Annotated in this window: 20 protein-coding genes and 1 pseudogene; 9 read left to right on the top strand and 12 right to left on the bottom strand. The window is 74.3% G+C overall.

What is annotated here, in order from left to right; translation table 11 throughout:
• Positions 1-814: 814 nt before the first annotated feature.
• Both BJP40_RS02290 and BJP40_RS02285 read right to left on the bottom strand, forming a co-directional pair.
• Positions 815-1,060 (bottom strand): hypothetical protein, encoded by a 246-nt coding sequence (locus BJP40_RS02290; RefSeq protein ID WP_071278204.1) that lies wholly within the window; start codon positions 1,058-1,060, stop codon positions 815-817.
• A gap of 33 nt (positions 1,061-1,093) precedes the next feature.
• The gene (locus BJP40_RS02285; RefSeq protein WP_071278203.1) at positions 1,094-2,248 is read right to left on the bottom strand and encodes an epoxide hydrolase family protein; all 1,155 of its coding nucleotides are present in this window, start codon (positions 2,246-2,248) and stop codon (positions 1,094-1,096) included.
• A gap of 63 nt (positions 2,249-2,311) precedes the next feature.
• Here BJP40_RS02285 and BJP40_RS02280 point away from each other — a divergent pair, with 63 nt between their 5' ends.
• Both BJP40_RS02280 and BJP40_RS31270 read left to right on the top strand, forming a co-directional pair.
• The gene (locus BJP40_RS02280) at positions 2,312-3,283 is read left to right on the top strand and encodes a YafY family protein (RefSeq protein ID WP_071278201.1); all 972 of its coding nucleotides are present in this window, start codon (positions 2,312-2,314) and stop codon (positions 3,281-3,283) included.
• 195 nt (positions 3,284-3,478) lie between these two features.
• Positions 3,479-3,640 (top strand): annotated as a pseudogene (locus BJP40_RS31270) (transposase); the annotation flags it as partial.
• Between the two features lie 90 nt (positions 3,641-3,730).
• Here the strand turns inward: BJP40_RS31270 and BJP40_RS02275 are convergent.
• Genes BJP40_RS02275 through BJP40_RS02265 form a run of 3 tightly spaced genes read right to left on the bottom strand, consistent with a single transcriptional unit; the run spans position 3,731 to position 5,137 of the window.
• A complete protein-coding gene (locus BJP40_RS02275) occupies positions 3,731-4,252 on the bottom strand; it encodes a GNAT family N-acetyltransferase (protein ID WP_071278199.1) in 522 nt (173 codons plus the stop codon).
• Positions 4,253-4,291: 39 nt separating this feature from the next.
• Positions 4,292-4,738 (bottom strand): RNHCP domain-containing protein, encoded by a 447-nt coding sequence (locus BJP40_RS02270; RefSeq protein ID WP_071278198.1) that lies wholly within the window; start codon positions 4,736-4,738, stop codon positions 4,292-4,294.
• Between the two features lie 27 nt (positions 4,739-4,765).
• Positions 4,766-5,137: an RNHCP domain-containing protein gene (locus BJP40_RS02265; protein ID WP_071278196.1), complete on the bottom strand. Its 372-nt coding sequence runs from the start codon at positions 5,135-5,137 to the stop codon at positions 4,766-4,768.
• 981 nt (positions 5,138-6,118) lie between these two features.
• Between BJP40_RS02265 and BJP40_RS02260 the strand changes: the two genes are divergently transcribed.
• On the top strand, positions 6,119-7,522 hold the full coding sequence (locus tag BJP40_RS02260; RefSeq protein WP_071278194.1) for a DUF2252 domain-containing protein: 1,404 nt from the start codon (positions 6,119-6,121) through the stop codon (positions 7,520-7,522).
• Positions 7,523-7,731: 209 nt separating this feature from the next.
• On the opposite strand, the gene BJP40_RS02255 is transcribed toward BJP40_RS02260, so the two are convergent.
• Together BJP40_RS02255 and BJP40_RS02250 are read right to left on the bottom strand one after the other, a co-directional pair.
• A complete protein-coding gene (locus tag BJP40_RS02255) occupies positions 7,732-7,947 on the bottom strand; it encodes a hypothetical protein (RefSeq protein ID WP_071278192.1) in 216 nt (71 codons plus the stop codon).
• Between the two features lie 126 nt (positions 7,948-8,073).
• Positions 8,074-10,767, bottom strand: a complete 2,694-nt coding sequence (locus BJP40_RS02250; RefSeq protein ID WP_071278190.1) for a LuxR C-terminal-related transcriptional regulator — start codon at positions 10,765-10,767, stop codon at positions 8,074-8,076.
• Positions 10,768-11,145: 378 nt separating this feature from the next.
• Here BJP40_RS02250 and BJP40_RS02245 point away from each other — a divergent pair, with 378 nt between their 5' ends.
• The 3 genes from BJP40_RS02245 to BJP40_RS02235 are packed head-to-tail and all read left to right on the top strand — an operon-like array spanning position 11,146 to position 15,057.
• Positions 11,146-12,006, top strand: a complete 861-nt coding sequence (locus tag BJP40_RS02245; protein WP_071278188.1) for an ABC transporter ATP-binding protein — start codon at positions 11,146-11,148, stop codon at positions 12,004-12,006.
• On the top strand, positions 12,003-12,989 hold the full coding sequence (locus tag BJP40_RS02240) for an iron-siderophore ABC transporter substrate-binding protein (RefSeq protein WP_071278186.1): 987 nt from the start codon (positions 12,003-12,005) through the stop codon (positions 12,987-12,989). The genes BJP40_RS02245 and BJP40_RS02240 overlap by 4 nt, the downstream gene beginning before the upstream one ends.
• Positions 12,990-12,993: 4 nt before the next feature.
• Positions 12,994-15,057, top strand: coding sequence for an iron ABC transporter permease (locus tag BJP40_RS02235; RefSeq protein WP_071278184.1), 2,064 nt, complete (start codon positions 12,994-12,996; stop codon positions 15,055-15,057).
• A gap of 150 nt (positions 15,058-15,207) precedes the next feature.
• Here the strand turns inward: BJP40_RS02235 and katG are convergent, their stop codons facing one another.
• A complete protein-coding gene (gene katG / locus BJP40_RS02230) occupies positions 15,208-17,397 on the bottom strand; it encodes a catalase/peroxidase HPI (protein WP_071278182.1) in 2,190 nt (729 codons plus the stop codon).
• A gap of 694 nt (positions 17,398-18,091) precedes the next feature.
• A complete protein-coding gene (locus BJP40_RS02225; protein ID WP_071278181.1) occupies positions 18,092-19,453 on the bottom strand; it encodes a diacylglycerol kinase family protein in 1,362 nt (453 codons plus the stop codon).
• Between the two features lie 172 nt (positions 19,454-19,625).
• Between BJP40_RS02225 and BJP40_RS02220 the strand changes: the two genes are divergently transcribed.
• Entirely contained in the window at positions 19,626-20,273 is a 648-nt protein-coding gene (locus tag BJP40_RS02220; protein WP_071278179.1) for an alpha-ketoglutarate-dependent dioxygenase AlkB, read from the top strand.
• A 220-nt stretch (positions 20,274-20,493) separates the two neighbouring features.
• Here the strand turns inward: BJP40_RS02220 and BJP40_RS02215 are convergent, their stop codons facing one another.
• Positions 20,494-21,153 carry a hypothetical protein gene (locus BJP40_RS02215; protein WP_071278177.1) on the bottom strand — a complete coding sequence of 220 codons (660 nt, stop codon included), beginning with the start codon at positions 21,151-21,153 and terminating at the stop codon, positions 20,494-20,496.
• A 168-nt stretch (positions 21,154-21,321) separates the two neighbouring features.
• Complete coding sequence (locus BJP40_RS02210; RefSeq protein ID WP_071278176.1) at positions 21,322-22,269, bottom strand: DMT family transporter; 948 nt, start codon at positions 22,267-22,269, stop codon at positions 21,322-21,324.
• On the opposite strand from BJP40_RS02210, the gene BJP40_RS02205 reads away from it, so the two are divergent.
• On the top strand, positions 22,268-23,698 hold the full coding sequence (locus BJP40_RS02205; protein ID WP_071278174.1) for a PLP-dependent aminotransferase family protein: 1,431 nt from the start codon (positions 22,268-22,270) through the stop codon (positions 23,696-23,698). The genes BJP40_RS02210 and BJP40_RS02205 overlap by 2 nt on opposite strands.
• Before the next feature lie 13 nt (positions 23,699-23,711).
• On the opposite strand, the gene BJP40_RS02200 is transcribed toward BJP40_RS02205, so the two are convergent.
• Positions 23,712-24,305 (bottom strand): TetR/AcrR family transcriptional regulator, encoded by a 594-nt coding sequence (locus BJP40_RS02200; RefSeq protein ID WP_071278172.1) that lies wholly within the window; start codon positions 24,303-24,305, stop codon positions 23,712-23,714.
• Positions 24,306-24,511: 206 nt separating this feature from the next.
• Here BJP40_RS02200 and BJP40_RS02195 point away from each other — a divergent pair.
• On the top strand, positions 24,512-25,659 hold a 1,148-nt coding region (locus BJP40_RS02195; protein ID WP_143065875.1), incomplete at its 3' end, for a serine/threonine-protein kinase.

The raw sequence follows: 25,659 nt of genomic DNA, 5'->3' as shown, positions 1-25,659 counted from the left end.
TTCTCCGCCGACCACCTCGCCTGGCTGCGCGAACGCGGAATCATCCCGCGCATCGCCCCCCGGGCATCGAGTCCAGCAAACGGCTCCGCCGGCACCGCTGGAAGATCGAAAGGTCGATCGCCTGACTCTTCGGCTACCGCCGCCTCACCGTCCGATACGAGCGAAAGGGCTCGCACTCCCGTCCTCGTGCCAGGCCGAGTCCAGCGCTTTCCGCACCGTCGTTCAGGTCAAGCCGTGCTTGCGCCCAAGCTCCCGCATCGACATGCCGCCACGATGGTCACGCCGGATCGCTGCGAGGACCTGCCTAACTTGCCAGAACGATGTCTAGCGCGTTCACCTGCACCTTCGCTTGACAACCCTAGATAACGATCGCGGCTACCGGGGACGAAGACCCGCTCCGCAACGAGGTTCGCGGAGCGGGTCTTCCGCATCGAGGAGGGCGCCCCCTCGGAGGTCCGGGGGGGATCGACCTCCGGAAACACCCGGACCCGTGGGGCATTCCTGCAGGCCGGCCGGGGGGACAGGCGTAGCAACGGCCGACTTGAGGTCGGCTCCACCCTCACACCCAAGGTTCAGTTGTGCGACATCCCGTGGGTTGCCCTGGGGGGTCGCTGAGTCCACGACCCCGTGGCCAGGGGGGCGTCTTCTCCCCAAACGAGCGACACTTCCCGCCCTTGAGCGCGGCGAGGATCTCGCCGCGCTCCTTGCGGACGACGGCGGCCTTCTTCAGCGCCTCGGCACGGGCCTAGGCGGTCAGTACGGGCAGAGCCATGGGCGCCGCTCCTCCTCTCGTACGGGCGTGCGGCGGTCGTCATCACCCCGCCGTGCGGCTGGTGACCACCAGGTTTGTGGGGCCCGCGCCCCTCTGCGAGGGCGGTTTCGTGTCGGTGATGAGTCGCAGGGTGGGGCGGGCGGGGGCGAAGTCGCCGAGTTCCAGTGCCTCCTCGCGCCAGCGGGCGGCCAGATGAAGGAGACGCTCGCTGTCGTGCCGGAAGCCGGGTGGCGGGGCGCTCGGGATGGTGGGCCACAGGATGGTCGCGGCGAAGCGCAGCGCGTGCATGGCCGCGGTCGCGTGGGGGTCGACGCGGTGGTTTCAGCGCAGCTTGCGGAAGAACTCCCGCACGTCGCCGACGAGCAGGTCGGGGGCCTCCATGGCGGCGAAGTGGCCGCCGCGGTCGAACTCGGACCAGTGCACGACGGTGTGCTCGAGCTCGACAGTGCGCCGGATCGACACGTCCATGGGGAAGACCGCGACCCCGGTCGGCACCGTGGAACGCTCACTGGCACCCCAGGCTCCGGCATGAGCGGTCTCGTAATAGCTGTTGGCCGAGGACCCGGCGGTGCCGGTCAGCCAGTACAGCATCACGTTGGTGAGCAGCAGATCCCGGTCCACCGCGTCCTCAGGCAGCTCGGCAGCGGGATCGGTCCACTCCTTGAACTTCTCCACGATCCAGGCCAACTGCCCGACCGGGGAGTCGTGCAGGCCGTGCGCCAGGGTCTGGGGCCGGCTGATCTGGATCATCGCGTAGCCGGACTGCTCGGCCTCCAGGTACTGCAGGTGCTCCAGCCGCGCCCGCTCGGCCTCGGTCAGCTCGCCCGCCTCGTCCGGGTCGACCTCGGTGAACGCGCAGAGCCCGTTCGCGTGCACGCCGACGACCTTGTCGGGGCTGAGCCGGCCGAGTCCCGGGGAGATGACCGCTCCGGTGTCGCCGCCCTGCGCGCCGTAGCGGTCGTAGCCGAGCCGGTTCATCAGCTCGGCGAACGCCCTGGTCACGCGGTTGGTGTCCCAACCGGCCTCGCGGGTCGGCCCGGAGAACCCGCTGCCGGGAATCGACGGGATCACCAGGTGGAACGCGTCCGCCGGGTCGCCGCCATGCGCCCTGGGATCGGTCAGCGGGCCGATGACGTTCAGGAACTCCACGATCGAGCCGGGCCAGCCGTGGAGCAGGATCAGCGGCAGCGCGTCCGGCTCAGGCGAGCGCACGTGCAGGAAGTGGATGTTCTGCCCGTCGATCTCGGTGGTGAACTGCGGGTAGGAGTTCAGCTCCCGCTCGTGGACGCGCCAGTCGTAGCCATCGCGCCAGTACTCGGCCAGCCCCTTGAGGTAGCTCACCGGTACCCCGCGGCTCCAGCCGGTATCGGGCAGGTCCGCGGCCCACCGGGTCCTGGCGAGGCGATCCCTCAGGTCGTCCAGGTCAGCCTGGGGAATGTCGATGGTGAAAGGCCGGATGGCGCTGCTGTTGTCCATGCCGACAACCCTAGGAGTCGCTTAGGACAGATCCGGTCCTAGCCGGATGGCAGACTTCACACCATGTGGGAAACCTCGACACGGCTACTGCGACTGCTCTCGCTCCTGCAGACCCGACGCGACTGGTCCGGCGCCGAACTGGCCGAGCGACTGGAGGTCACTGCGCGCACCGTACGCCGCGATATCGACCGGCTGCGCGACCTCGGCTACCCCGTGCTGGCCACCGCCGGCACCGCCGGCTACCGACTGGGCGCCGGCGCGGACCTGCCGCCGCTCCTGCTCGACGACGACGAAGCCGTCGCGGTCGCGATGGGCCTGCGCACGGCCGCCAACGGTTCGATCACCGGCATCGAGGAGACCTCGGTGCGGGCCCTGGCCAAGCTCGAACAGGTACTTCCCTCCCGGCTGCGCCACCGGATCAACGCCCTGCAGTCGATGACGGTACCGATGGCCAACACCGGCCCCACCGTCGACCCGAGCACCCTCACCGCCCTCGCCGCCGCCTGCCGCGACTCGCTGCGCCTGCGCTTCGACTACCGCACCCACGACGGAACCACCGGCATCCGCACGACCGAGCCCCACCGCCTGGTGCACACCGGCAGGCGCTGGTACCTCATCGGCTGGGACACCGACCGCGAGGACTGGCGCACCTACCGCGTGGACCGCATCGCCCCACGCACACCCACCGGCCCCCGGTTCACCCCGCGCACCCCGCCGGACCCCGATCTCAGCCGCTACACCTCACGGGCGATCTCCACGTCCGCCTACCGCTACCAGGCCCGGTTCACCCTGCACGTCAACGCCGAGACCGCAGCCGAACGGATCACCCCCACCACCGCAGCCCTGGAACCGATCGACGAGCACAGCTGCACCCTGCGGACAGGATCCAACTCGCTGGACGAGCTGGCCATCTACGTGACAACCAAAGGCTTCGACTTCCAAGTGCACGAGCCCCCAGAACTTGTCGAGCACATCAAGACGCTGGCGGCCCGGCTCACCAGCGCGACGGATCAGCACCCACCGACCTCGTCGTAGCTGGTGACGATGCCGGCACGCGGTCCACGACGCGAGGCCACTGGAGTCTGGGCGCATCGGTACATATACGTCCCCTTCAGGTCAACGACCCGGCGCCTCCCGAACTCGTGAACAGCGACCTGGCCACCATCGGGATGCCTCCCGCACTCATCGACGAACGACTCCCGTTCCCTCTCGTGTACAAAGCCAGTGGCCCATGTTTCGGGACTGGGCAAGGTCCGTTGGGTGGTGGAGCGTGCGTTCGCCTGGCTGCACCAGTTCGAACGGCTGCGCATCCGCTACGAGCGACGCGCTGACCTACATCAGGGCCTGCTCGTTCCAGCCTGCAGCCTCATATGCCTGCGAACCTCGTCCTGAAGCGGTCCATTCCGGCGTTCTCGCGGTTCGGGGGTCTGTCCGCTTCATGGCGGAGCCCCAGGTCAGCGACCTGAGGCTCCGCTACTTCGGTTACTCCGGCCGGTAGGCGCTGATCGCGTCGGACATGGGCGTGCCAAAGGTCATGTCACCGGTCGGGACGGGGCGGTCGTCGAACGAGAGGACCATCCCGGCCTCGTCGGGACCGGCGCTGAGGGTGCAGGTGACCCCGTGGGCGTCGGCGCGTTCGAAGCCGAACCGCGGGTAGTAGGTGGGGTGTCCGAGGACGGTGACGGTGTGTTCACCCAGGGCGCGGGCGGCATCGAGGCCGGCTCGGATGAGGGTGCTGCCGATACCCGTGCCCTGGTGGGCCGGGTCGACGGAGACCGGGGCGAGGGTGAGCCCCGGGGTGGTGCCAATGCCGGCGCGGGTGAACAGGATGTGCGCGATGACGGTTCCGGTCTCGTCCTCGGCGACGAGGGAGAGTTCGGGGATCCAGCACGCGTCGGCGCGCAGGGCGTCGACGAGGTCGGCGTCCGCCGGGGAGCCGAAGGCTGCGGTGATCACCTCGTGCACGCGGTCGTTGTCGTGCGGGGTCTCGGTCCTGATCTTCACTGCTGGGGCGTTCCTCGTCGGTAGTGGTGACGTTCGTGGCTAGGGGGTGCCGTGGCCGGGCCACAGGGTGAGCAAGGCGCGGCTGGCGCGCTGGGGGTCGGCGAGGGGTCTGAGGGCGAGGCGGACCAGGGCGAGCGGGTTGTCGTCGCCGGCGATCCGGTTGGCGCTGAGCTCGCCGCAGGAGGCGCACTGGTGGATGATCATCCACTCGCCGTCCCGGCGGACGGACATCCCCAGCGCCTCCATCAGGCCGCGGCAGTCCGCGTCGCGGTCACCCGGGATCCTCCGGTCGACGTGCAGGCTCGCCAGGCAGTTGGGGCAGTGGTTGCGATGCGCGGTGCCGGGCGCGTCCAGGGAGACGTCGAGCCGGCAGAACGCGCACCGGAAGTCGTTCGCCCGGTGACCGCCCCGTGTGTGCAGGACGTCCTTGTGCCGCTGCGGACGACGCTGGCGCTGGCCGCGGCCGCGGCGATTGTTGCGTGACATGGCGGTGCTCCATTCCTCCTCGGGCGGTCAGAGGGTTCCGAACGCTTCGAGCGGGAAAGGCGGTTGGGCCAGCGGACGGACCGCCATGCGCATCAGGATGAGCTGGTTGTCGTCGACGCACGTCGGGCTTGAGGTGAGCTCGTCGCAGCGCACGCAGCGGTGGATCACCATCCAGTCACCGGTGCGGAGCACGGCGATGGCGATCGGGGACATCCGGCCCTCGCAGTCGCTCGCACCGCCCTCGACATGGTCGAGCACGTGCCGGGAGTGCAGGCAGGACGGGCAGTGGTTGCGCGGGGCGCCGTCGGCGGCGTACATGGACACGGTCAGCCCGCACCAGACGCAGGCGAAGGTGCTGAGGCCGAGGGTGTTGATGTCGGTGGAGGTGTGGCTGGACACCCGGGTGCTCCTTGCTGGAAGTCGATCAAGACAGCAAGAGCAGGCCGAGTGGCCTCGCCAGAAGCCAGCCCGAGCACACCGTGGAACGGCGGACAGGCAGGTCAGAGCACCGGAGGACACGTCCGGCGGCGGCCCGGAGAAACAGGCGGCGAAAGACAGCGGACGGTTACGCGGTACGGCAAGGCGCACTCGGCGCGGGCCGGGACATCAAACACCCATTTCTAGGGCACAAGGGCCCAGGAATAATCAGAACGACCCCTTGAGGCTAACAGGACACCTCCCCGGGGCGTCAACGCATTATTCTGCTGACGGGCCGCTGTGTGGTTCCGGTCGCACCTGCCCTGCGGCATGCCCCTCACCATGACACCCTCCGAGATGGTGTGCCGCAACGAGCCGACACGGACGGACGGCAAGGGGGCCCGGCAAGGCGAACCGAACGCGGGGCGCCGTCGGAGTCACCACAGGCCGGACAGGACATTGCAGGCCGCTCCCGAACCTCATTCTGAAACGATCAGTTATGGGCGTGCCGGATGACTGCGCCTCCAGGGAGAACAGCACGCACCGGCCCCCGGGCAGCGGTCACCGGCTCTGCGGGGCTCCCGCGCCGGGCCGTCCCCGGAGCGCGCCCAGGAGCCACGGCATGTCCCCCTTGTCCGCGAGGACGAGCACGCGGGCCCCGTCGTCCTCGCACTCCACGTCCCGTCTGTCCGCCTCTCCCGGGCACACCGGCCCCGCGCTGCCGCCCGGTCCGTCCGGTCCACAGCCTGGCCGGGAGCGGCCGGCGGGCAGGAGCCGACCCCTCCGCGCACCGTGCACCGCGCGCCGGCGGCTCCGCACGTCCGCACCCCGCTCCTCCGCGTGCCACCGCCCCCGGTTACGGGGCCCGCCCGCGACCCGGGCGACGGTCCGTGCCACCTCACCCGCCCCGGGTGATCCCCCACGGGCCGCCGCGCGGGACGCTGGGGGCCAGGAGGTCCGTCCATGGCCACGTCGCACAGCGCTCCCCTCTCCCCGGCGGAGCGCGCGGCCCTCGGCAAGGCCGCGCGCGCCCGCCTGCCGCGCTCCGCCCACGCCGCCTTCGAACCCGGCGGGAGACGCCGGGACCCCATCGGGATCATCGAGCGGCAGTCCGCCGCCCGGGTGCCCGAACTGGTGCCCGTCCGGTACGGCCGGATGCTCGAATCTCCGTTCCGCTTCTACCGGGGTGCCGCGGCGGTCATGGCCGCCGACCTGGGAGCCGCCTCGCACACCGGGCTGACGGTGCAGCTGTGCGGTGACGCGCACCTGCTCAACTTCCGGCTCCTCGCCTCTCCCGAACGCCACCTCGTCTTCGACATCAACGACTTCGACGAGACCCTCCCCGGCCCCTTCGAATGGGACGTCAAACGGCTGGCGGCGAGCCTGGTGATCGCCGGCCGGGCCAACGGCTTCACGGAGGCGGAGTGCGACGACGCCGTCCGCGCCTGCGTGCGGTCCTACCGCGACCGCACGCGTGCGTTCGCCGGGATGCGCACGCTCGACGTGTGGTACGCGCGGGACGACGTCGACCAGGTCGAGGCGATGCTCTCGCACCGGCTCGACAAGGACGTCCGCAGGCGGGTCTCGCGTGCCTCGGCCAAGGCCCGGGGCAGGACCAGTCTGGAGGCGGCCGGGAAGCTGACCCGCATGGTCGACGGTGTGCCCCGCATCGTCTCCGACCCCCCGTTGATCACCCCGCTCGACGAGCTGCTGGGCGGCGTCGAGCGCGACGCACTGGAGGAGCGCCTGCGCACGCTGGTCACCGGCTACGGACGGAGCCTCTCGTCGGAGCGGCGCCACCTCCTCGGCCGGTTCCACGTGGTGGACATGGCCCGCAAGGTGGTCGGCGTCGGCAGTGTCGGCACCCGCTGCTGGATCGTCCTGCTGCTGGGCCGTGACCGCGGGGACCCGCTCCTGCTCCAGGCCAAGGAGGCCGGCGAGTCGGTCCTCGCGGCCTCCTGCGGCCCGAGCCCGTACGTGAACCAGGGCGAGCGGGTCGTCGCCGGCCAGCGGCTGATGCAGGCCGCCGGCGACATCTTCCTCGGCTGGCAGCGCGTCACCGGGATCGACGGCCGCGGACGCGACTTCTACGTGCGGCAGCTGTGGGACTGGAAGGGCATCGCACGGCCCGAGACGATGGACCCCGCCACCCTGGCCCTGTTCGGCCGGCTGTGCGGCGCCACCCTGGCACGCGCGCACGCCCGCTCCGGTGACCCGGTGGCCGTCGGCGCGTACCTGGGCCGCGGCGACCGCTTCGACCGGGCGCTCGTGGAGTTCGCCCGGGCGTACGCCGACCAGAACGCCCGCGACCACCAGGCGCTGGCCGACGCGGTGGCGGACGGACGCCTCAGCGCCAGAGCCGCCTGACAGCGGCACACGCCCGGGCCGCCCGGGCCGGCCGCCCCTGGCCGTTGACCCGCCGCCCGTCGCGCGGCCGTCCGGTCCTGCGCCTCCGCCGTCCGTGGTCCGCCTTCCGCACGCCCCCCCCGTCCCGCCCGCCCCGCTCCTGCACCCGGTCCCGCCCGCCCCGTCCGGCTTCGGGGCGGGCGTCCGCACGCTCCCGCCCCGGCGGTCGGTCAGCGGTCCTCCGAGCCCGGCTCGGGGAGCCTCCGCAGCTCCACCACGCGCAGCCCGAGCGACTGGCACCGCAACAGCAGCCCGTAGAGGTGGGCCTCGTCGGTGACCTTCCCGTACAGCAGGGTCTGGTCCGGCACGACGACGCTGTCCAACTCGGGGAACGCGGACGTCATGGTGTCCGACATCCGACCGTCGACGCGGATCTCGTAGCGCATGAGCGTCCCTCTTCCACCGCCGTACGACCGTCCGTGCTCGTCGTTGCTCGTCGTTCCATGCTGCGGCGGCCCGCGGAGCGCCACATCACCCCGGCCAGGTGAACACCGGGCCGGCCGGCTCCCCGGTCACAGCAGGCCCAGCTCGCGGGCCCGACGGACGGCCTCGCCGCGCCGGGTGGCGGCCAGCTTGCGGTAGACGCTCTTCAGGTGCGTCTTCACCGTGTTGACCGACAGGTGCAGGTCGGCGGCGATGTCCTCGGTGGACATGAGCTGCGCCAGACGTTCCAGCACGTCCCGTTCCCGCGCGCTCAGCTGTTCCGGGGCGGGGGCCCGGTCCGGCTCGCCCGCAGCCGCGGACGGCGCTCCGCCCCCCGCGCGGCCGACGAGCCAGTCGTGCGCCCGCAGCAGCTCGGGCCGGTGCGCCAGGAACCGCCGGGGCCACGGCCCGGCTTCCGTGAACGGCCCCCGCAGCAGGTGCGGGCGGGCGACCGACAGGGCCTTGCGGACCAGGCGCTCCGCGCCGGCGGGGTCCCCGGTCGCGTCGAGCACCTCGGCGCGGGCCAGCAGGACCCGGGCGGCGGTGGCGGGCCCCAGGCTCCGGGCGCCGGTGAGGCGGTCGAGGACGCGCAGTGCACGGTCGGCCCCGCCCGCGGCGAGGTGGGCACGGGCCTCGGCCACCAGGCTCTCCGGGGCCCGCGCCCCTCGCCCCGCGAACACCCGGGCCGCGGAGGCCGGATCACCTTCGGCCAGGTGCACGGCGGCCCGGACCGCCGCCACGCGGTCCACCGCCCAGGGCGGGGCGTCCGCGGCCGCCGGCGCCGCGCCGTCGAGGGCGCGGCGCGCGGCCCGGACGTCGCCCTCCAGGAGCAGCACGCGGCAACGCAGCAGCGCCAGCTCGACGGTCGTCGCGGCGTCGCGGGACGCGGCGGACGGGGAGGCCGCCCGTGCGAGGTGCGTGCGCGCGGTCCGGAGGTCAGCCCGGTCCAGGGCCGCGGCGGACAGCACCAGGTCGGCCGTGCCCGAGCGGGCCGCCGCCGGCACACCCGCGCGCTCCGCCCCGGCGACCGCCTCCCGCGCGCGCGACTCGGCGGGGCCCGGCCTGCCGTGCAGCAGGTCGACGAGGGCCAGGCGGGCGAGGGACTCGTGCCGGGGCATGGCCGTCAGCGGTCCCTCGGGCGCCTCGGCGGCCGCGGACAGCGCGGCCCGCGCGGCGTCGAAACGTCCGGCCCACAGCTGCGCCGTGCCGAGCTCGGTGAGCAGCAGCGCGGACAACTCCGGTGAGTCGTCCAGGCACTCGGCGGGCAGGCCCTGGCGGGCGTCCGCCGCCGCCTTGGCGGCCGCTTCCGCCATGTCCGCCGAGCCCGCCAGCCGGGCGGCGAACACCCGCAGCAGCGCCCCGCTGAGCTGGACCGCCGCGGCGTCCCGGGTGCCGTCGTCGGGCAGTGCCTCCTCGGCGCGACGCAGGTGGTCGAGCCCCCGGTGGACGTCGTGGCGGGCCAACTCGCGGGCCGCCCGCACCAGGTCGGCGGCGGGCCCCGAGACGTCGGGCGGCATCCCGGCGAACAGGTCCGCCAGGCGTGCGGCGTCAAGCCCGGTGAGGAGTCTGCCGATGGCCGGACGGCCGACGAGTTCGGCCGCGGCCTGCTCCCAGTCGCCCGCCGCGGTCGTGTGCGGCAGCGCCTGGTCCGGCAGGCCCGCCCCGCGGAGCCACCGTGCGGCCGCGCGGCGCAGCTCCGGCTCCAGACCGGGGTGGCGCGTGCGCAGGTGCACGCGCAGGATCTCGGCGAACAGCGGGTGGACGCGGTACCAGTCGTGCCCGAGGGGGGCGACGAACGCGTTGGCGCGGTGCAGGTCCGCGAGGATCGGCGCGGCGTCGTCCCGGCCGGTGAGGGCGTCGGCGAGCGAGGGGTGGGTCTCCTCCAGGATGCTGATCCGCAGGAGGAGGTCCTGCGTCTCGGCGGGCTGGGCGGTGAGCACCTCGGCCAGCAGGAAGTCGGCCACGGTGCTGTGCCCGGGTTCGAAGTGCTCCAGGAAGCCCTCGGGGTCCTCCTCCTGCCGGGCGGCCAGGGCGCACAGCCGCACGCCCGCCGCCCAGCCGCCGGTGCGCTCGGTGAGGGCGTCCGCGCACCCCGTCGAGAGGGCCAGCCCGTGCCGGGCCGTCAGCTCCGCGGTCTCCTCGGCGCGGAACGCCAGGTCGGCGCCGCGGATGTCGACGAGTCCGCCGGCGGCGCGGTGGCGGTGCAGCGGCAGCAGCGGTTCCGTACGGCTGGTGATCACCAGGTGCAGCGCCGGACCGGCGTGGTCGAGCAGGAACTCCAGCTCCTGCGCCACCTCCGCGCAGCCCGCCACCCGGTCGAAGGCGTCCAGGACCAGGACCACCGGGGTGTCGCGGTGGTCCAGCCAGTCGGCGAGCCGTGCCAGCAGCGGGCGGTCCACCTCTCCGGGGTCGGCCGGGCTGCCGATGTGCGGGGGCGGGGGGATGCCGTGGTGCCGCAGTGCGTGCAGCACGTAGGCCCAGAAGACGCCGGGAGCGCTGTCCTCCTGCTCCACCGTCAGCCACGCGGCGGTCCGGGGCCGCAGGCTGCCCATCCAGTCGGCGACCAGCAGGGTCTTGCCCGCCCCCGCCGGTCCGGTCACCAGCGTCAGGGGGTGGTGGAGGCCGGCGGCCAGCGGCTCGACGAGCCGGGGACGGCGTACGAACACGTCCGGGACCGCCGGTACGGCGAACCGGGCGGTGAGCACCGGGTGGCCGTCCGGGGCGTGGGCTGCGGCGGGGCTCCGGGGTCCCTCTCCGCCGGGGTGCGGCCTGACGTCCCTCACCTCCTCCGGCGCCGAGCGGCGGCTGCCGCTCGTCTCCGAGCTTCACCCGGCCCGGGGGTGCCCGCAAACGGCGCCGTGCCGAGGGCGTGCACGGCCGCCCGTCCGGTGCCGCGGCCGCGCTTGCGCCACCGAGCGGAGCTGTCTCACCCGCGACGGGTGAGCGGCGCGACTGGATTCGCCCGATCGGGGGATACGGCTCGAAGGGCGGTTGCGGCGGGGAGAGACGGAGGCCCACGGGCGTCGACCGGTCCATCGAGTCCCCCGCAGGGAGCACACCCGCCCGGCCGAGGCGGTCCGCCACATTGGCGTGAAGCCTCCTTGCGCTTCGGGGGGGACCCCCCTTTCCCCATCTCGTTAGGTTAGGCTAACCTCTGCGGCGTGCTTGTTGGTGAAGGAACGTCCGCGGCCGAACGCCCCCGCGGCCATGAACTCTCGGCCACGGGTGTCACCGTCGCCTACGACGGCGTCGACGTCGTCCACGACGCGTCGATGACGCTGCGGCCCGGTCAGGTGACCGTCCTCGTGGGCCCGAACGGCAGTGGCAAGTCGACGCTGCTGCGCACGGTGGCCCGGTTGCAGCGCCCCCGCGCCGCCGCGCTGGTCATCGACGGCGACACCGACGGACTCGCCCTGAGTCCCCGTGAGTTCTCCCGTCGGGTGGCCCTGCTGACGCAGGGCCGTCCCACACCGAGCGGACTGACGGTCCGGGACGTGGTCGAGTTCGGCCGCTACCCGTACCGGGGCCGCTGGGGCAGGGCCGACCCGGGCGGCGCCGCCGCCGTCGACCGCGCGATCTCCCTGACCGGAGTCGCCGAACTCGCCGACCGCGGCGTCGAGCACCTCTCCGGAGGCCAGCTCCAACGCGTCTGGCTGGCCGGCTGCCTCGCCCAGGAGACCGGCGTGCTCCTCCTCGACGAACCCACCACGTACCTCGACCTGCGCTACCAGGTCGAACTCCTCGACCTGATGCGCGACCTGGCCGACGACCACGGCATCGCCGTCGGCGCGGTCCTGCACGACCTCGACCAGGCCGCCGCCGTCGCCGACCGGATCGTCCTGCTCCGCGCGGGACGGATCGCCGCCGACGGCCGCCCCGAGGACGTGCTGACGGCGGAGCTCCTCACCGAGACGTACGGCATCCGCATCGACGTCGACACCGACCCGCTGACCGGGCGTCTGCGCACCCGCGCGATCGGCCGGCACCACACGAGAACCGAAAGGCTCAGCACCCCCTCATGAGACGCCTCCTCCTCACCGCGGCGGCCGCCACCGCCGCGGCCCTCACCCTGACCGCCTGCGGCACCACCGAGCCCGCGGCCGACGCCAAGCCGGACAAGACGGCCGAGCGCATCACCCTCACCGACGCCTCCGGCGCCAAGGTCGAGCTCGACGGCCCCGCCAAGAAGGTCGTCGCCACCGAGTGGAACGTCGTGGAGAGCCTGATCTCCCTCGGCGTCGACCCCGCGGGCGTCGCCGACGTCAAGGGCTACCGCACCTGGGACACCGCCGTCCCGCTGAAGAACGACGCCAAGGACATCGGCACCCGCGGCGAGCCCAGCATGGACACCGTCGCCGCCCTCAAGCCGGACCTCGTCGTCACCACCACCGACCTGCCCCCGGCCGCCGTGAAGCAGCTGCGGAAGATCGCCCCCGTCCTGGAGGTGAAGTCCGCGGACGCCTCCGACCCGGTCGGGCAGATGACGGAGAACCTCGACCTCATCGCGCAGGCCACCGGCACCACCGAGCAGGCCGAGAAGCTCAAGAAGCAGTTCGACGCGAAGATCGCCGAAGGGAAGAAGGCCCTCGCGGACGCCGGCCTCGCCGGAGCCTCCTACGCCTTCGCCGACGGCTACCTCGTCTCCAACCAGGTCTCCATCCGGCCCTTCACCAGCGGCTCCCTCATCGGCGGGGTCAACGAGAAGCTCGGCCTGAAGAACGACTGGTCCGTCCAGGGCGACGAGGCGTACGGGCTCGGTACGACGGACGTCGAGGGCCTCACCAAGCTGAGCGAGGACGTCCACTTCGCCTACATCGGCAACGACGGCGACAAGGCCAGCAACCCCTTCACCGGCGTCCTCGCCGACGACAAGGTGTGGACCTCGCTGCCGTTCGTGAAGAAGGGCAACGTCCACCGCCTCCCCGACGGCATCTGGATGTTCGGCGGCCCCGAGTCGATGAACCAGTACGTCGACGCCGTCGTCGCCGCACTGACGAAGAAGTAGGACCATGGCCGTCACCGCGAACCCCGCCGTCACCCGTCCGTCGGCGGCCGCGTCCCGGGCGGGCGCGGCCGCGGTGACGGCCGTACTGCTCCTGCTCGTCACGGGCCTCGCGCTCGTCGACATCACCCAGGGCACCGCCTCCACCGGCGCCCCCGAGGTCTGGAAGGCCCTCACCGGCCGGGCCGACCCGTCCGACGCGTCCGTCGTCATCGCCTCACGGCTGCCGAGGATGGCGGCGGGGCTCCTCGTCGGTGTCGTGCTCGGCATGGCGGGCGCCGCCCTCCAGGCCGTCAGCCGCAACGTCCTCGCCTCGCCGGACACCCTCGCCGTCAACGCCGGTTCGTACGCCGCCCTCGGGCTGGCCGCCGCCACCGGCGTGTCGCTGCCGCTGCTGGCCTCCTCCGGCATCGCCTTCGCCGGCGGCCTCGCGGCCGCGGCCGTCGTGCTCGGGCTGTCCGGACTCGGCACCGGCACCATCCGGCTCGTGCTCGCAGGCAGCGCCCTCACCCTCGGGCTCACCGCCGTCACCGAGGGGCTGCTGCTGCTCTTCCCCCAGCAGACCGAGGGCGTCTACCACTGGAACCAGGGCAGCATCGCCCAGAACGGCTTCGACGGCGTCCTCCAGATGGCGCCCGTCGGCCTCGTCGGGCTCCTCGGGCTGCTGCTCCTCGCCCGCCGGGTGGACGCCCTGGTCCTCGGTGACGACGCAGCCCGCGGACTCGGCGTCCCCGTCCGCGCCACGCGGGTCACGGCCGTCGTCCTCGCGGCCCTGCTGTCGACCGCCGCCGTCACCCTCGCCGGCCCCGTCGGATTCGTCGGCCTGTGCGCCCCCGCCCTCGTCCGGCCCCTCGCCCGCCGTTTCCGCGCCTTCGCCCGGACCCGCGTCGCCATCCCGGCCGCGGGCCTCGTCGGGGCCGCGCTGGTGCTCGGCGCCGACGTGCTGCTCCGGACTGCCGTACCGGCGGACACCGCCGTGGCCGTACCGACCGGCGTCGTCACCAGCCTCGTCGGCGCCGTCTTCGTCGTCGCCATGGCGGTACGGGTCCGGGACACCGCCGGCATCGCCCCCGACCGGCTGCGCCTCCGCAGCCGGTCCGTGTTCCTCACCACCACCGCCGCCCTGGTGGCGGTGCTCGTCGGCACCGCCGTCGCCGCCGTCCTGCTCGGCGACGCCAAACTCCTCCTGGGGGACGTGACCAACTGGGCGCTGGGCCGAGCCGGTCAGACCGTCTCCTTCATCCTCGACACCCGCGTCCCCCGGGTCCTCGCCGCGCTCCTCGCGGGAGCGGCACTCGCCCTGGCCGGCACGCTCGTCCAGGCCGTCACCCGCAACCCCCTCGCCGAGCCCGGCATCATGGGCGTCTCCGGCGGCGCGGCACTCGGCGCCGTCCTCCTCGTCACGACCGTCCCCGTCGCCTCGTCGTGGGGTGTCGCCGCAGCCGCGTTCGCGGGCGCCGCGGCCGCCTCCGCCGTCGTGTTCGGGCTCGCCGCGCGGGGCGGGTTCCAGCAGACCAGGCTCGTCCTCGTCGGCTTCGCCGTGCACACGGCGACGGCCGCCCTGGTCAGCCTCCTCATCATCCTCACCGACCCGTTCAACGCCACCAAGGCGCTCACCTGGCTGTCGGGCTCCACCTACGGCAGGACCCTGACCGACACGGCGCCGCTCGCCATCGCCCTGGCCGCGGGCCTGGCGGTCGCCGTTGCGCGGCGCACCGAACTCGACCTGGTGTCCCTCGACGAGGACACCCCGCGCCTCCTCGGGCTGCCGCTCGGACGGAGCCGCCTCGGCTTCCTCGTCCTGGGCGTGCTGCTCAGCGCCACCGCCGTCGCCGCCGCAGGCACCATCGGCTTCGTGGGGCTCGTGGCGCCCCACGCGGCGCGCGCCCTCGTCGGCCGGCAGCACGCCCGCACGGTGCCCGTCGCGGTCCTCCTCGGCGCGGTCCTCGTCTGCACGGCCGACCTGGTGGGTCGCACGGTGATCGCCCCCGCCCAGCTCGGCGCCGGCCTCATGACCGCCGTGATCGGCACGCCGTACTTCCTCTACCTGCTGGTCCGCAGCCGGCGGTAGGACGACCGCGCCGGCGGGGGCACGCCCGCGCCGACGGCAGGGAACGCCCCCGCCGCCCGGCGCGGACCCGTCCGCGTGCCGCCCGGCACCGCGGCAGGGCGCCGGCAGCCGCGGCACGACGCCGCCGCTGCCGGCGCCGGGGGCCCGCCGTCAGCGCAGGTCGAACCGGTCGAGGTTCATCACCTTGTCCCACGCCGCCACGAAGTCCCGTACGAACGTGCCGCCCGCGTCGTCGGCCGCGTAGACCTCCGCGACGGCCCGGAGCTGGGCGTGGGCGCCGAAGACGAGGTCGACGGCGGTGGCGGTCCACCTGACCTCGCCGGTCACGCGGTCGCGGCCCTCGTAGACGTTCTCCTCCTCCGCCGACGCCTTCCATTCCGTGCCCATGTCGAGCAGGTTGACGAAGAAGTCGTTGGTCAACGCCTCCGGCCGGTGCGTGAGCACACCGTGGCGGGAGCCCCGGAAACCGGTGCCCAGCGCCCTCATGCCGCCGACCAGGACCGTCATCTCGGGAGCGGTGAGCGTCAGCATGTTCGCCCGGTCCAGGAGGAGCGTCTCCGGCGACAGCTTCTCCCCGGCCCGCACGTAGTTGCGGAAGCCGTCCGCCCGGGGTTCGAGCACGGCGAACGCCTCCACGTCCGTCTGCTCCTGCGAGGCGTCCGTGCGCCCCGGCGCGAAGGGGACGGTGACGGTGTGCCCGGCGTCCTCGGCGGCCCGCTCGACGGCCGCGCACCCGCCCAGGACGATCAGGTCGGCCAGGGAGACCCTCTTGCCGCCGGTCTGCGCGCCGTCGAAGTCCTGCCGGATCCCGTCCAGGGTCCGCAGCACCTGCTCCAGCTCCGGCAGGTCGTTGACCTCCCAGTCCTTCTGCGGGGTGAGCCGGATCCGCGCGCCGTTCGCCCCGCCGCGCCTGTCGGTGCCGCGGAAGCTCGCCGCCGACGCCCACGCCGCGGTGACCAGCTGGGGGACGGACAGCCCGGACGCGAGGATCGTGCGCTTGAGCGCGGCCACGTCCTCGTCCCCGACGAGCTCGTGGTCGACCGGGGGGACGGGGTCCTGCCACAGCTGCGGCTCGGGCACCCACGGGCCGAGGTAGCGCGAGACGGGGCCCATGTCGCGGTGCAGCAGCTTGTACCACGCCTTGGCGAACGCGTCCGCGAGCTGGTCCGGGTGCTCGTGGAAGCGCCTCGCGATGGGCGCGTACACCGGGTCCACCTTCAGGGCGAGGTCCGTCGTCAGCATCATGGGCGCGTGCCGCTTCGACGGGTCGTGGGCGTCCGGCACGGTGTCGGCGGCCGACGGGTCCGTGGGCGTCCACTGCTTCGCGCCCGCGGGGCTCGTCGTCAGCTCCCACTCGTAGCGGAACAGGTTGTCGAGGTACCCGTTGTCCCAGCGCGTCGGCTCCGAGGTCCACGCGCCTTCCAGTCCGCTGGTGAGCGCGTAGGCACCGGTGCCCGTGCCGACGGTGTTCCGCCAGCCGAGACCCTGCTGCTCGACGGGGCACGCCTCGGGCTCCGGGCCGATGTACGCGGGGTCGACCGCGCCGTGGCACTTGCCGAACGTGTGGCCGCCGACGATGAGCGCGACCGTCTCCTCGTCGTTCATCGCCATGCGGCCGAACGTCTCGCGGATGTCCCTGGCCGCGGCCACCGGGTCCGGATTGCCGTTCGGGCCTTCGGGGTTGACGTAGATCAGGCCCATCTGCACGGCCCCGAGGGGGGTGGCGAGCTCCCGGTCGCCGCTGTAGCGCTCGTCCCCCAGCCAGGTGTCCTCCGGGCCCCAGAAGATCTCCTCGGGCTCCCAGATGTCCTCCCGGCCGAAGCCGAACCCGAACGTCCGGAACCCCATCGACTCCATGGCGCAGTTCCCGGCGAAGACCAGCAGGTCCGCCCACGAGATCTTCCGTCCGTACTTCTGCTTGACCGGCCACAGCAGGCGCCGCGCCTTGTCGAGGCTGGCGTTGTCCGGCCAGCTGTTGAGGGGCGCGAACCGCTGGGCGCCCGCGCCGCCGCCGCCCCGCCCGTCGGCGATGCGGTACGTGCCGGCCGCGTGCCAGCTCATCCGGATGAACAGGGGCCCGTAGTGGCCGTAGTCGGCGGGCCACCAGTCCTGGGAGTCCGTCATCACCGCGAACACGTCGCGCTTCAGCGCCTCGACGTCGAGGGATGCGAACTCCTGCGCGTAGTCGAAGTCCGGCCCCATCGGGTTGGCACGGGGCGAGTGCTGGTGGAGTACCTGGAGGTCGAGCTGGTTCGGCCACCAGTCCCGGTTCGTCCTGGGCCTGGTCGGGGTGGGGGTCGGGGAGGAGATGACGGGGTTTTCGCTTTCGCTGCCGGACACGTCCGACCTTCTTTCCTCTGTCGGTGCTTCTTCCTGCTGGCTGACGCTGCTGCCGTGGTGCGCCCCCGCGCGACGCCGGTGACGGTGCCTGTGTCGGCGTCCAAATGGTTGCGTACCGGGCACACGACCGCCACGGGAACACGCAGGGCGCCGCTGCGAAGGGGCCTCCCAGCCGAACGCCGACACCGTCGGTGGGTGGCGGCGGACGTGCCGCGACCCGGCGGCAGGGCGGTGGGTCGGAGACGGTGAGCCGCTGCCGGCGACCGGCCTGCCGGCCTGCGCTCCGGTGCCCGCGGCCCCCAAGGCGCGCCGGTGCGCGGTGCCCGTTGCCCGGCGCCCGACGGTGCGCCGTTGCGCGGGGCGCGGGGAACGCGCACCGGAAGGCAGCCGCGGTCGTGCCCGGATCGTCCCGGTGGATGCGGTGGCACCGTGCCGGAACCGGCGGGGGCGGTGTGGTGGGGCGGGCCGGCCCCTGCCGGCGGGCCGCGGCGCCCTGACGGCCGGCCTGGCGTCCGCCACCGCGGCCGCTCGGGCGACGCCCGTGGCCGCCGTACGCGACCCCGTTGCCGTGGAGGGACGCCGCGGGCCTGCGGCCGGCGCGGACGGCGGGGCCCGGTGCCGGGGTGCGATTCCCACCGGTCGTTCGCACCTGCGGGAGGAAGCCCGCTCTGCCGGAGCGGGCGACCCGGGCCCCTCATCCGGCGGGCGGGAACCCGCGTCGTCGGGGCGCGGCCGTACGTCCCACCGCCGCGGCCAGTTTGCGCAGGCGCCGCCACTCGACGCGGGGCGGCCGGGCCGGGACGCCCGGCCGGTGCCGGGGCACGCGGACCCGCAGCGCCCGCGGCTCGATGCGGCAGCGCACCGGGGCAGGCAGGACGACGGCCTCCCCGTCGATGCCCACCTCCATGTCGGCGCCGTCGCCCTCGACGACCACCTCGCGTGCGGTCAGCACCGTCAGGCCGTCGGCGTCCGGGTCCAGCAGGAGAGCGGCGGCCTCGGCCGCACTGTCCACCCGCAGGGCGAGGACGCCCAGGACCCCGCCGTTCAGCCGTTCACGGCGGCCCAGGCCGAGCGGGTCGTCCGTGCGGTACGGGTTGTTGCTGACCAGCGCCGCCTGCGGGTCCTGCACGACCGTGCCACCCGCCCGTACGGTCAGGCGCGGTCCGCGGCGCCGGGTGAGCAGGTCGGGCAGGAGATCCAGGGCCGTTCCCACCTTGTCGTCACGGTAGGCGGGGCTCTGCACCACCGCCCCGTACGCGCCGAAGGAGACGTTGTTCACGAAGGGCCGCCCGTCGGCGAAGCCGAGGTCCACCCTCAGTTCCACACCGTCGACGAGAGCCTCCAGGCAGGCGGCCGGGTCGTCGCGGTCGAGGCCCAGATCCATGGCGAAGTGGTTCCGGGTCCCCGCGGACACCACCAGCAGCGGCAGTCCGTGCGCGGCGGCGACCGCCGCGACCAGTGCCTGGGTGCCGTCGCCGCCGGCCACCCCGAGCAGGTCGGCGCCCTTCGCCACCGCCTCCTCGGCGAGGCCCGTCACGTCCTGCTCCCGGTCGGCGTCCAGCAGGACCACGCGCGCGCCCAGCCGCTCGGCGCGCTCCTTCAGCCCGAACTGCGCGACCTTGCCGCCACCGGAGCGCGGGTTCATCAGGAGGACCGGCCGGCGCGGCGGCGGTGTCCGGTGCTCCTTGACCCGGACGGGCCGCAGGCCGGTGGTGTGCAGGGCGTACCGTCCGGCCCAGACCGCCACCGCCCACAGAGCCGGCGACACCAGGGCGACCCAGAGCAGCCGGGCCGACGCCAGCATGGCGACGACCGACACGGGCGCGGCCACCGCGAGGGCGCCCGCCGCCACGCGGACCAGGCCCCGCCGCGACAGCGCCCACCACACGGCGGCCGCCGTGACGGCCAGCCCCGCGGCGCCCGCCGCCACCATGAGCACCCCGCCGGCGCCCCCGTACACCAGCGGCAGCAGCACGGCCATCCCGGCGGTGGCCAGCGACGCCCTGGCCGCCCACCGCTGCCCGAAATGGGCGCGCTCCGTCACGTCCAGCCCCATGATTCTCCCTCGTCGGCAGCATCTTAAGGAGGAGCCCGCCGGCCGGACCGCCCGGGAAGGACGTGGCTCTGCGGTCCGCGCACCGGGAACGCTCCCGCCGTCGGGACCCCGGCGGCCGGGCCGACGACCATTGATTCGCTCATCTGTTCGTATGTGCGTCTACGCTGGAGCCATGACCGGACCACCCCGGGAGATCCCCGGCCTCCAGGGCTCCCTGTTCGACCAGGGCGACGACATCCGGCTCGGCCCGCTGGACGGCATGCACCGGACGGACTTGGGCGGCGGCGCCTGGGTCGACCACCTGCCCGGCTGGCTCGCGGGTGCCGACGCGCTGTTCGCGTACCTCGCGGCGCATGTGCCGTGGCGCGCCGAGGAGCGCCCGATGTACGACCACATGGTGGCCGTGCCGCGCCTCCTCGCCTCCTACCGCGAGGGCGACCCGCTCCCGCACCCGGTGCTCACCGAGGCGCGCCGTGCCCTCGGCCGCCACTACGCGGCAGTCCTCGCTGAGCCCTTCGTCAGCGCCGGCCTCTGCCTCTACCGCGACGGACGTGACAGCGTCGCCTGGCACGGCGACCGCACCGGCCGCTCGTCCGCGCAGGACACGCTGGTGGCGATCCTGTCCCTCGGCGACCCGCGGGACCTCGCCTTCCGGCCGCGCGGCGGCGGACCCGTCGCGCTCCGGCTGCCGCTCGGCCACGGCGACCTCGCGGTGATGGGCGGTTCCTGCCAGCGGACCTGGGACCACGCCGTCCCCAAGACCGCCCGCGCGGTCGGCCCCCGGATCAGCGTCCAGTTCCGGCCCCGCGGCGTGGCCTGAGCCCACACCGCACCGTTCCCCCGGCCCGGCCTCCGCACGACCGGGCCGGGGACGGCCCGCGCACCGCCCCCGTACGCGGGCCGGCGGGGCCGCCGGTGCGCTCCCGACGGGCCGGGAGGCGCCCGCCCGCACTCTCCTGCGCCCCTCCGTTGCAGCGGTGGCCGGCGCGGAGGGCGGCCTGCCGCCCCGGGGGCCGGCCGCGGGAGGCCGCCGCTCCGGCCTATCCGTGATACCGGCTCTCCGGCCAGACGCCCACCCTGCGGGCGGCCTCCGCCTCCCTGCCCAGGCGGTCGGCGATCTCGGCCCAGCCGGGTTCCCCGGTGACCGGGCGGTCACCCTCGATCCGCCCGACGAGGGCGAAGAGGGCGCAGGCCAGTTCCCGGGAGCCGGGGTGCTCGCTCAGCCACCTGCCCAGGGTGGCCGGTGGACGGGAGCCGCTGCGCACGACGTTCAGCAGGCGCTCCAGGTGCGGCGCGTAGAACGTGACGGGCGCGAGGTCGCGCCCGATCCGCTGCCGGGTCCCGGCCGTCCAGGGACCCGGCCCGTACCGCCGTTCCATCACCATGCGGGCGCGGTGGGCGGAGGCGCCCGTCACCGCCTCGGCCAGCGCCGCGAAATCGGTCAGCCGCCGCCGTGGCACGTCAAGCCCGCGGACGCCGTTCAGCACACGGGGCAGCCGCACCCCGGGTGCCAGGCGGAGCGCCAGCAGGTCCGGCTGCCGACCGGACGACTCGGGCCGGCGCAGCACCACGCACCAGTGCACGGCCTCCAGCGGTATCCGCCGTACGCAGCCCGGGAAGGGCAGCCACTCGTGGCGGATGGTCAGCGCCATGCCGTCGAAGTGGAACCCGTACCCCCGTGCCGCGGCGTACACGTGCATGCGGTCGCTCCTCCCGGTGCGGCTCGGGCGGCCGCATCCCCCGTACGAGCAGTGAAGGGGCGCAGGGCCCGGACCGGCAAGAGGGGGCCGGTCCGGAACGTCCGGGGTCCGGACCGGCCCCCGCACGGCCGGGGCGGAGCGCCCCGGGCGTGGGGAACCGGCCCAGCCCTACTCCGGTGCGGTCCGCGGCGCGGGGCGGCCCAGCCGGGTGCGCACGGCGGTGCCGGCGCAGGCGACCACGGCGAGGCCGCCGAGCAGGGTGGGCCAGGTGAGCCGCTCGCCCAGGAGCAGGGCGGCCCAGCAGAGCGTCATCACCGGCTGCACCAGCTGGATCTGGCTGACCTGGGACATGGGGCCGATCGCCAGACCGCGGTACCAGGCGAAGAAGCCGAGGTACATGCTCACCACCCCGAGGTAGGCGAACGCGGCCCACTCCACCGGGCCGGCGCTCGGCGGCTGCCGCGCCACCGAGACCGCCAGCAGGACAGCCATGAGCGGCGCCGACAGGACGAGCGCCCAGGAGATCGTCTGCCAGGCGCCCAGCTCCCGCGCGAGGAGTCCGCCCTCCGCGTAGCCGACCGCCGCGGCGGCGACGGCTCCGAAGAGGAGCAGGTCGGACCAGTGGACGCTGCCTATTCCGCCGCCCTGGAGCGAGGCGAACCCCACCGCGGCGAGTGCGCCGACCGCCGCCATGACCCAGAAGCGGACGGGCGGCCGCTCCCGGCCGCGCAGCACGGCGGTCACGGCGGTGGCGGCCGGCAGCAGGGCGATCACGACGGCCCCGTGGCCGGCCGAGGCCGTGGTCAGCGCGTACGACGTGAGCAGGGGGAAACCGGCGACCACGCCGGCGGCGACTACCGCCAGGCGGCCCCACTGGCCGCCCCGCGGCAGGCGCTGCCGGGTGAGCGCCAGTGCCGCGGCCGCGAGCAGCGCGGCGACCACCGCCCGGCCGGAGCCGACGAACAGCGGGGACATCGCCCCGTCGGCGACGGCGACACGGGTGAACGGGACGGTGAAGGAGAAGCCGGCCACGCCCAGCAGGCCCCACCAGAGGCCCGCCCGGGACGGTGGTAGCGGATGCGGCCGAAGGAGAGTAGCGCTACTGTTCAGTGTCATGTACGACGATAGCAGTGCCCGGATCGCCGCCGGGTTGCGGGAGTGGATCGCCGCCGCCTCGCCGGGGGCGCGGCTGCCGTCCACGCGTGTCTTGGTGGCCCAGTACGGCGCGAGCCCCGTCACCGTGCAGAAGGCGCTGCGCACGCTCGCGGCGCAGGGCATGGTGGAGACCCGGCCCGGAGTGGGCACCTTCGCCCGCACGGTGCGCGTGGCCCGGCCGAACGACTACGGCTGGCAGACCGCGGCCCTGGGCTCGCCGCAGCACCGCATGCCGCAGCTGTCCACCGCGCTGCGGTCCGTTCCCAACGACGTGATCGCGCTGCACTCCGGGTATCCCGACCGCGAGCTGCTGCCGGAACGCCTGGTGCGCACCGCGTTCGCCCGCTCCGCCCGCGGCGAGGCCGCCGTCAGCAGGCCCCCGTCCGCCGGACTGCCCGAGCTGCAGGCGTGGTTCGCAGCGGAACTCGGCGCCGCCGCCCCGGTCGGCGTCGCCCCGCCCACGCCGAGCGACGTCGTGGTGTTCCCCGGCACGCAGAGCGGGCTGAGCACCGTCTTCCGCGCCCTCGTCGGGGCGGGCCGCCCGCTGCTGGTGGAATCGCCGACGTACTGGGGCGCGATCCTCGCCGCCGCCCAGACCGGCGTCCGTCTCGTGCCCGTTCCGAGCGGGCCGCACGGCCCCGACCCGGCGGAACTGGCACGGGCCTTCGAGCTGACCGGTGCGCGCGCCTTCTACGCCCAACCGCACTTCGCCAACCCCACCGGCGCCCAGTGGACGCCCGGCCTCGCCGACCGGGTCCTCGACCTCGTCCGCCGGCACGGCGCCTTCCTGGTCGAGGACGACTGGGCCCACGACTTCGGCCTCGTGTCCGACCCGGTGCCACTCGCCGCCCGCGACGACGGTGGCCACGTCGTCTACCTGCGCTCCCTGACCAAGAGCGTCTCCCCGGCCGTCCGCATCGGCGGAGTCGTCGCACGCGGCCCGGCGCGGACGCGCATCCTCGCCGACGCCCAGGCGGAGGCCGTGTACGTCAGCGGGATCCTCCAGGCCGTCGCGGTCGACGTCGTCACCCAGCCCGCGTGGCGCACCCATCTGCGCAGCGTCCGCCAGCAGTTGACGGCCCGCCGGGACCTGCTCGCCGGAGCGCTGGCGGAGCACGCGCCGACCGCCCGGCTCGACACCGTGCCGCAGGGCGGACTGAACCTGTGGCTGCGGCTGCCGGACGCCACCGACCTCCCGCGCCTCGTCCGGGACTGCGAGGACGCCGGGGTCGTCGTCGCCGCCGGCACCGAGTGGTTCCCCGCCGAACCGACCGGGCCCCACCTGCGCCTCAACTACGCGGGGCCGAACCCCGGTGCCTTCCCCGAAGGGGCACGCGTCATCGGGGAGGCGCTCGCGCGGCAGCTCCCGTCCCGTCCGGCGTCCGCGTAGGCGCCGGGCGGGGTCAGGGGGCGAGGGAGCGCCAGATCCGGTCCGGCAGGATGCGCGCCGCCTCGTCGAGGTCCTGGTCGTCGATGCCGGACAGCCAGCGGCGCGCGGTCGCCACGACGGGCCCCATGACCAGCGACTCGACGAGCGGCCCGGGGAGCGGGGCGATCTCGCCGGCCGCCACGTGCGGTTCCAGCCAGCCCGCGATCGCCGCGAGGTTCGCGCTCTGCACCTCGAGGACCTGCCGGCCGTGGTGCATCATGTGGCGCGACGGGTCCGAGGCGTGCAGGAAGAGAGCGGCGTCCCGGTGCTCCCGGACGAAGTCCAGGTACGCCTCCACGACGGCCCGTACGCCCTCGCGGACCGTGGCGGACCGGGTCAGCGCCGTGACCAGGCTGTCCATCAGCCGCTCGTTCCAGCGGACGAACAGGGCGGCGGCGAGGCCGTCGAGGCTCCCGAAGTGGTGGTAGAGGCTGCCGAGGCTGACGCCGCTGGTCTTCGTGACGGCGCTGACGGTCAGACCCTGCTCGCCCGACGTGCCGTAGAGGCGCAGTGCGGCGTCCATGAGGCGGTCGGCGGTGGCCTCGCCTCGTTGCTGCTTGGGGCTCATCGGAGTGGTCGTCCTCGTTCTTCGCTGCCGTGCCGTTCCGTGGCGGGTTCCTGTCAGGCCCGGCGTGCGCGCACGGCGGAGGCTTTCTGTAGTAGCTTTCTAGAAAGATCTTCTAGTGGTGTGGCATCCTGCTTCCGACGCCGTGCGCAGAGGCCCAGGATATGCCGCAGACCAGGGGCCTACGGCGGACGGGGAGACGGGGCAGCATGGTTGACCTGCGGGGCGGCGGCGCGGAGCCGCTGCGGGAGGAGGACCCGCGGCGCATCGGACCGATACCGCTGGTGGGACGGCTCGGATCGGGCGGCATGGGGCGGGTGTACCTCGGAGTCCACGAGGGGCGGTACGCCGCGGTCAAGCAGGTCCTGCCCCTGCTGGCCGAGGACCACGGCTTCCTGCGGCACTTCGGGCACGAACTCGACAACCTCGCCCGCCTGCCGGAGGAGGCCACGGCGCCCCTGCTCGCCGCCGGCCGCGACGCCACCCCGCCCTGGCTGGCCACCGCGTACGTGCCGGGGCTGACCCTGCACCAGGCGGTGGAGCAGCACGGCGGCGGCCTGCCCGCGGACTCCCTGTGGCTGCTGCTGCGGGGGGCGGCGGCCGCCCTCACCGCCGTTCACGCGCGGGACATGGTGCACCGCGACCTCAAGCCCTCCAACGTCATGGTGACCCTCGACGGGGTGACGCTCATCGATTTCGGCGTCGCACGCGCCGCCGACCAGAGCCGGCTGACGAAGACCGGCATGGTGGTCGGCACCCCCGCCTACATGTCACCCGAGCAGGCCACGGCCGGGCGCCTGACCGGCGCCACGGACGTGTTCGCCCTGGGGTCCCTCGTGGCCTTCGCGGCGTGCGGGCGGCCGCCGTTCGGCGACGGCTCCGGTCTCGACCTCCTGTACCGGATCGTCCACGACACACCCGACCTCGCAGCGCTGCGGGCCTGCGACCCCGACCTGGCCGAGGTCGTGTCGGCGTGCCTCGACAAGGACCCCGAAGGCCGCCCCACGGCCTCCGAACTGGTCGCGTCGGCGGAGGAGCGCGGCCCGTCCGGGCCTCCCTGGTGGCCGGGCGCGCTCACCGAACGGCTCACCGAACGCGCCGCGTTCGCAAGGGCCGTCCCCGCGGCCGAGACCCTCCACGCACTCCGCGCGTCCGACGCCGCCCACGCACCCGGCGAGCCCCACGACGACGCCTCCCGCGCGCCCGGCGAGCTCGCGGCGTCCGAGGCGCCGGGCGCGGCCGACGGCATCCGGCCCGCGCGCAGCACCACAGCGGCCCCGGACGCCGCGACGGCCGACCCGGCGCAGCCGCCCGCCACCGACAGCCCGCCCGCCCCCCGGACGGCGTCCGGCACGGG

The sequence above is a fragment of the Streptomyces sp. CC53 genome, assembly GCF_001865245.1.
In the GTDB taxonomy this organism is placed as follows: Bacteria; Actinomycetota; Actinomycetes; order Streptomycetales; family Streptomycetaceae; genus Streptomyces.
This window is presented reverse-complemented; position numbering and strand designations above follow the sequence as displayed.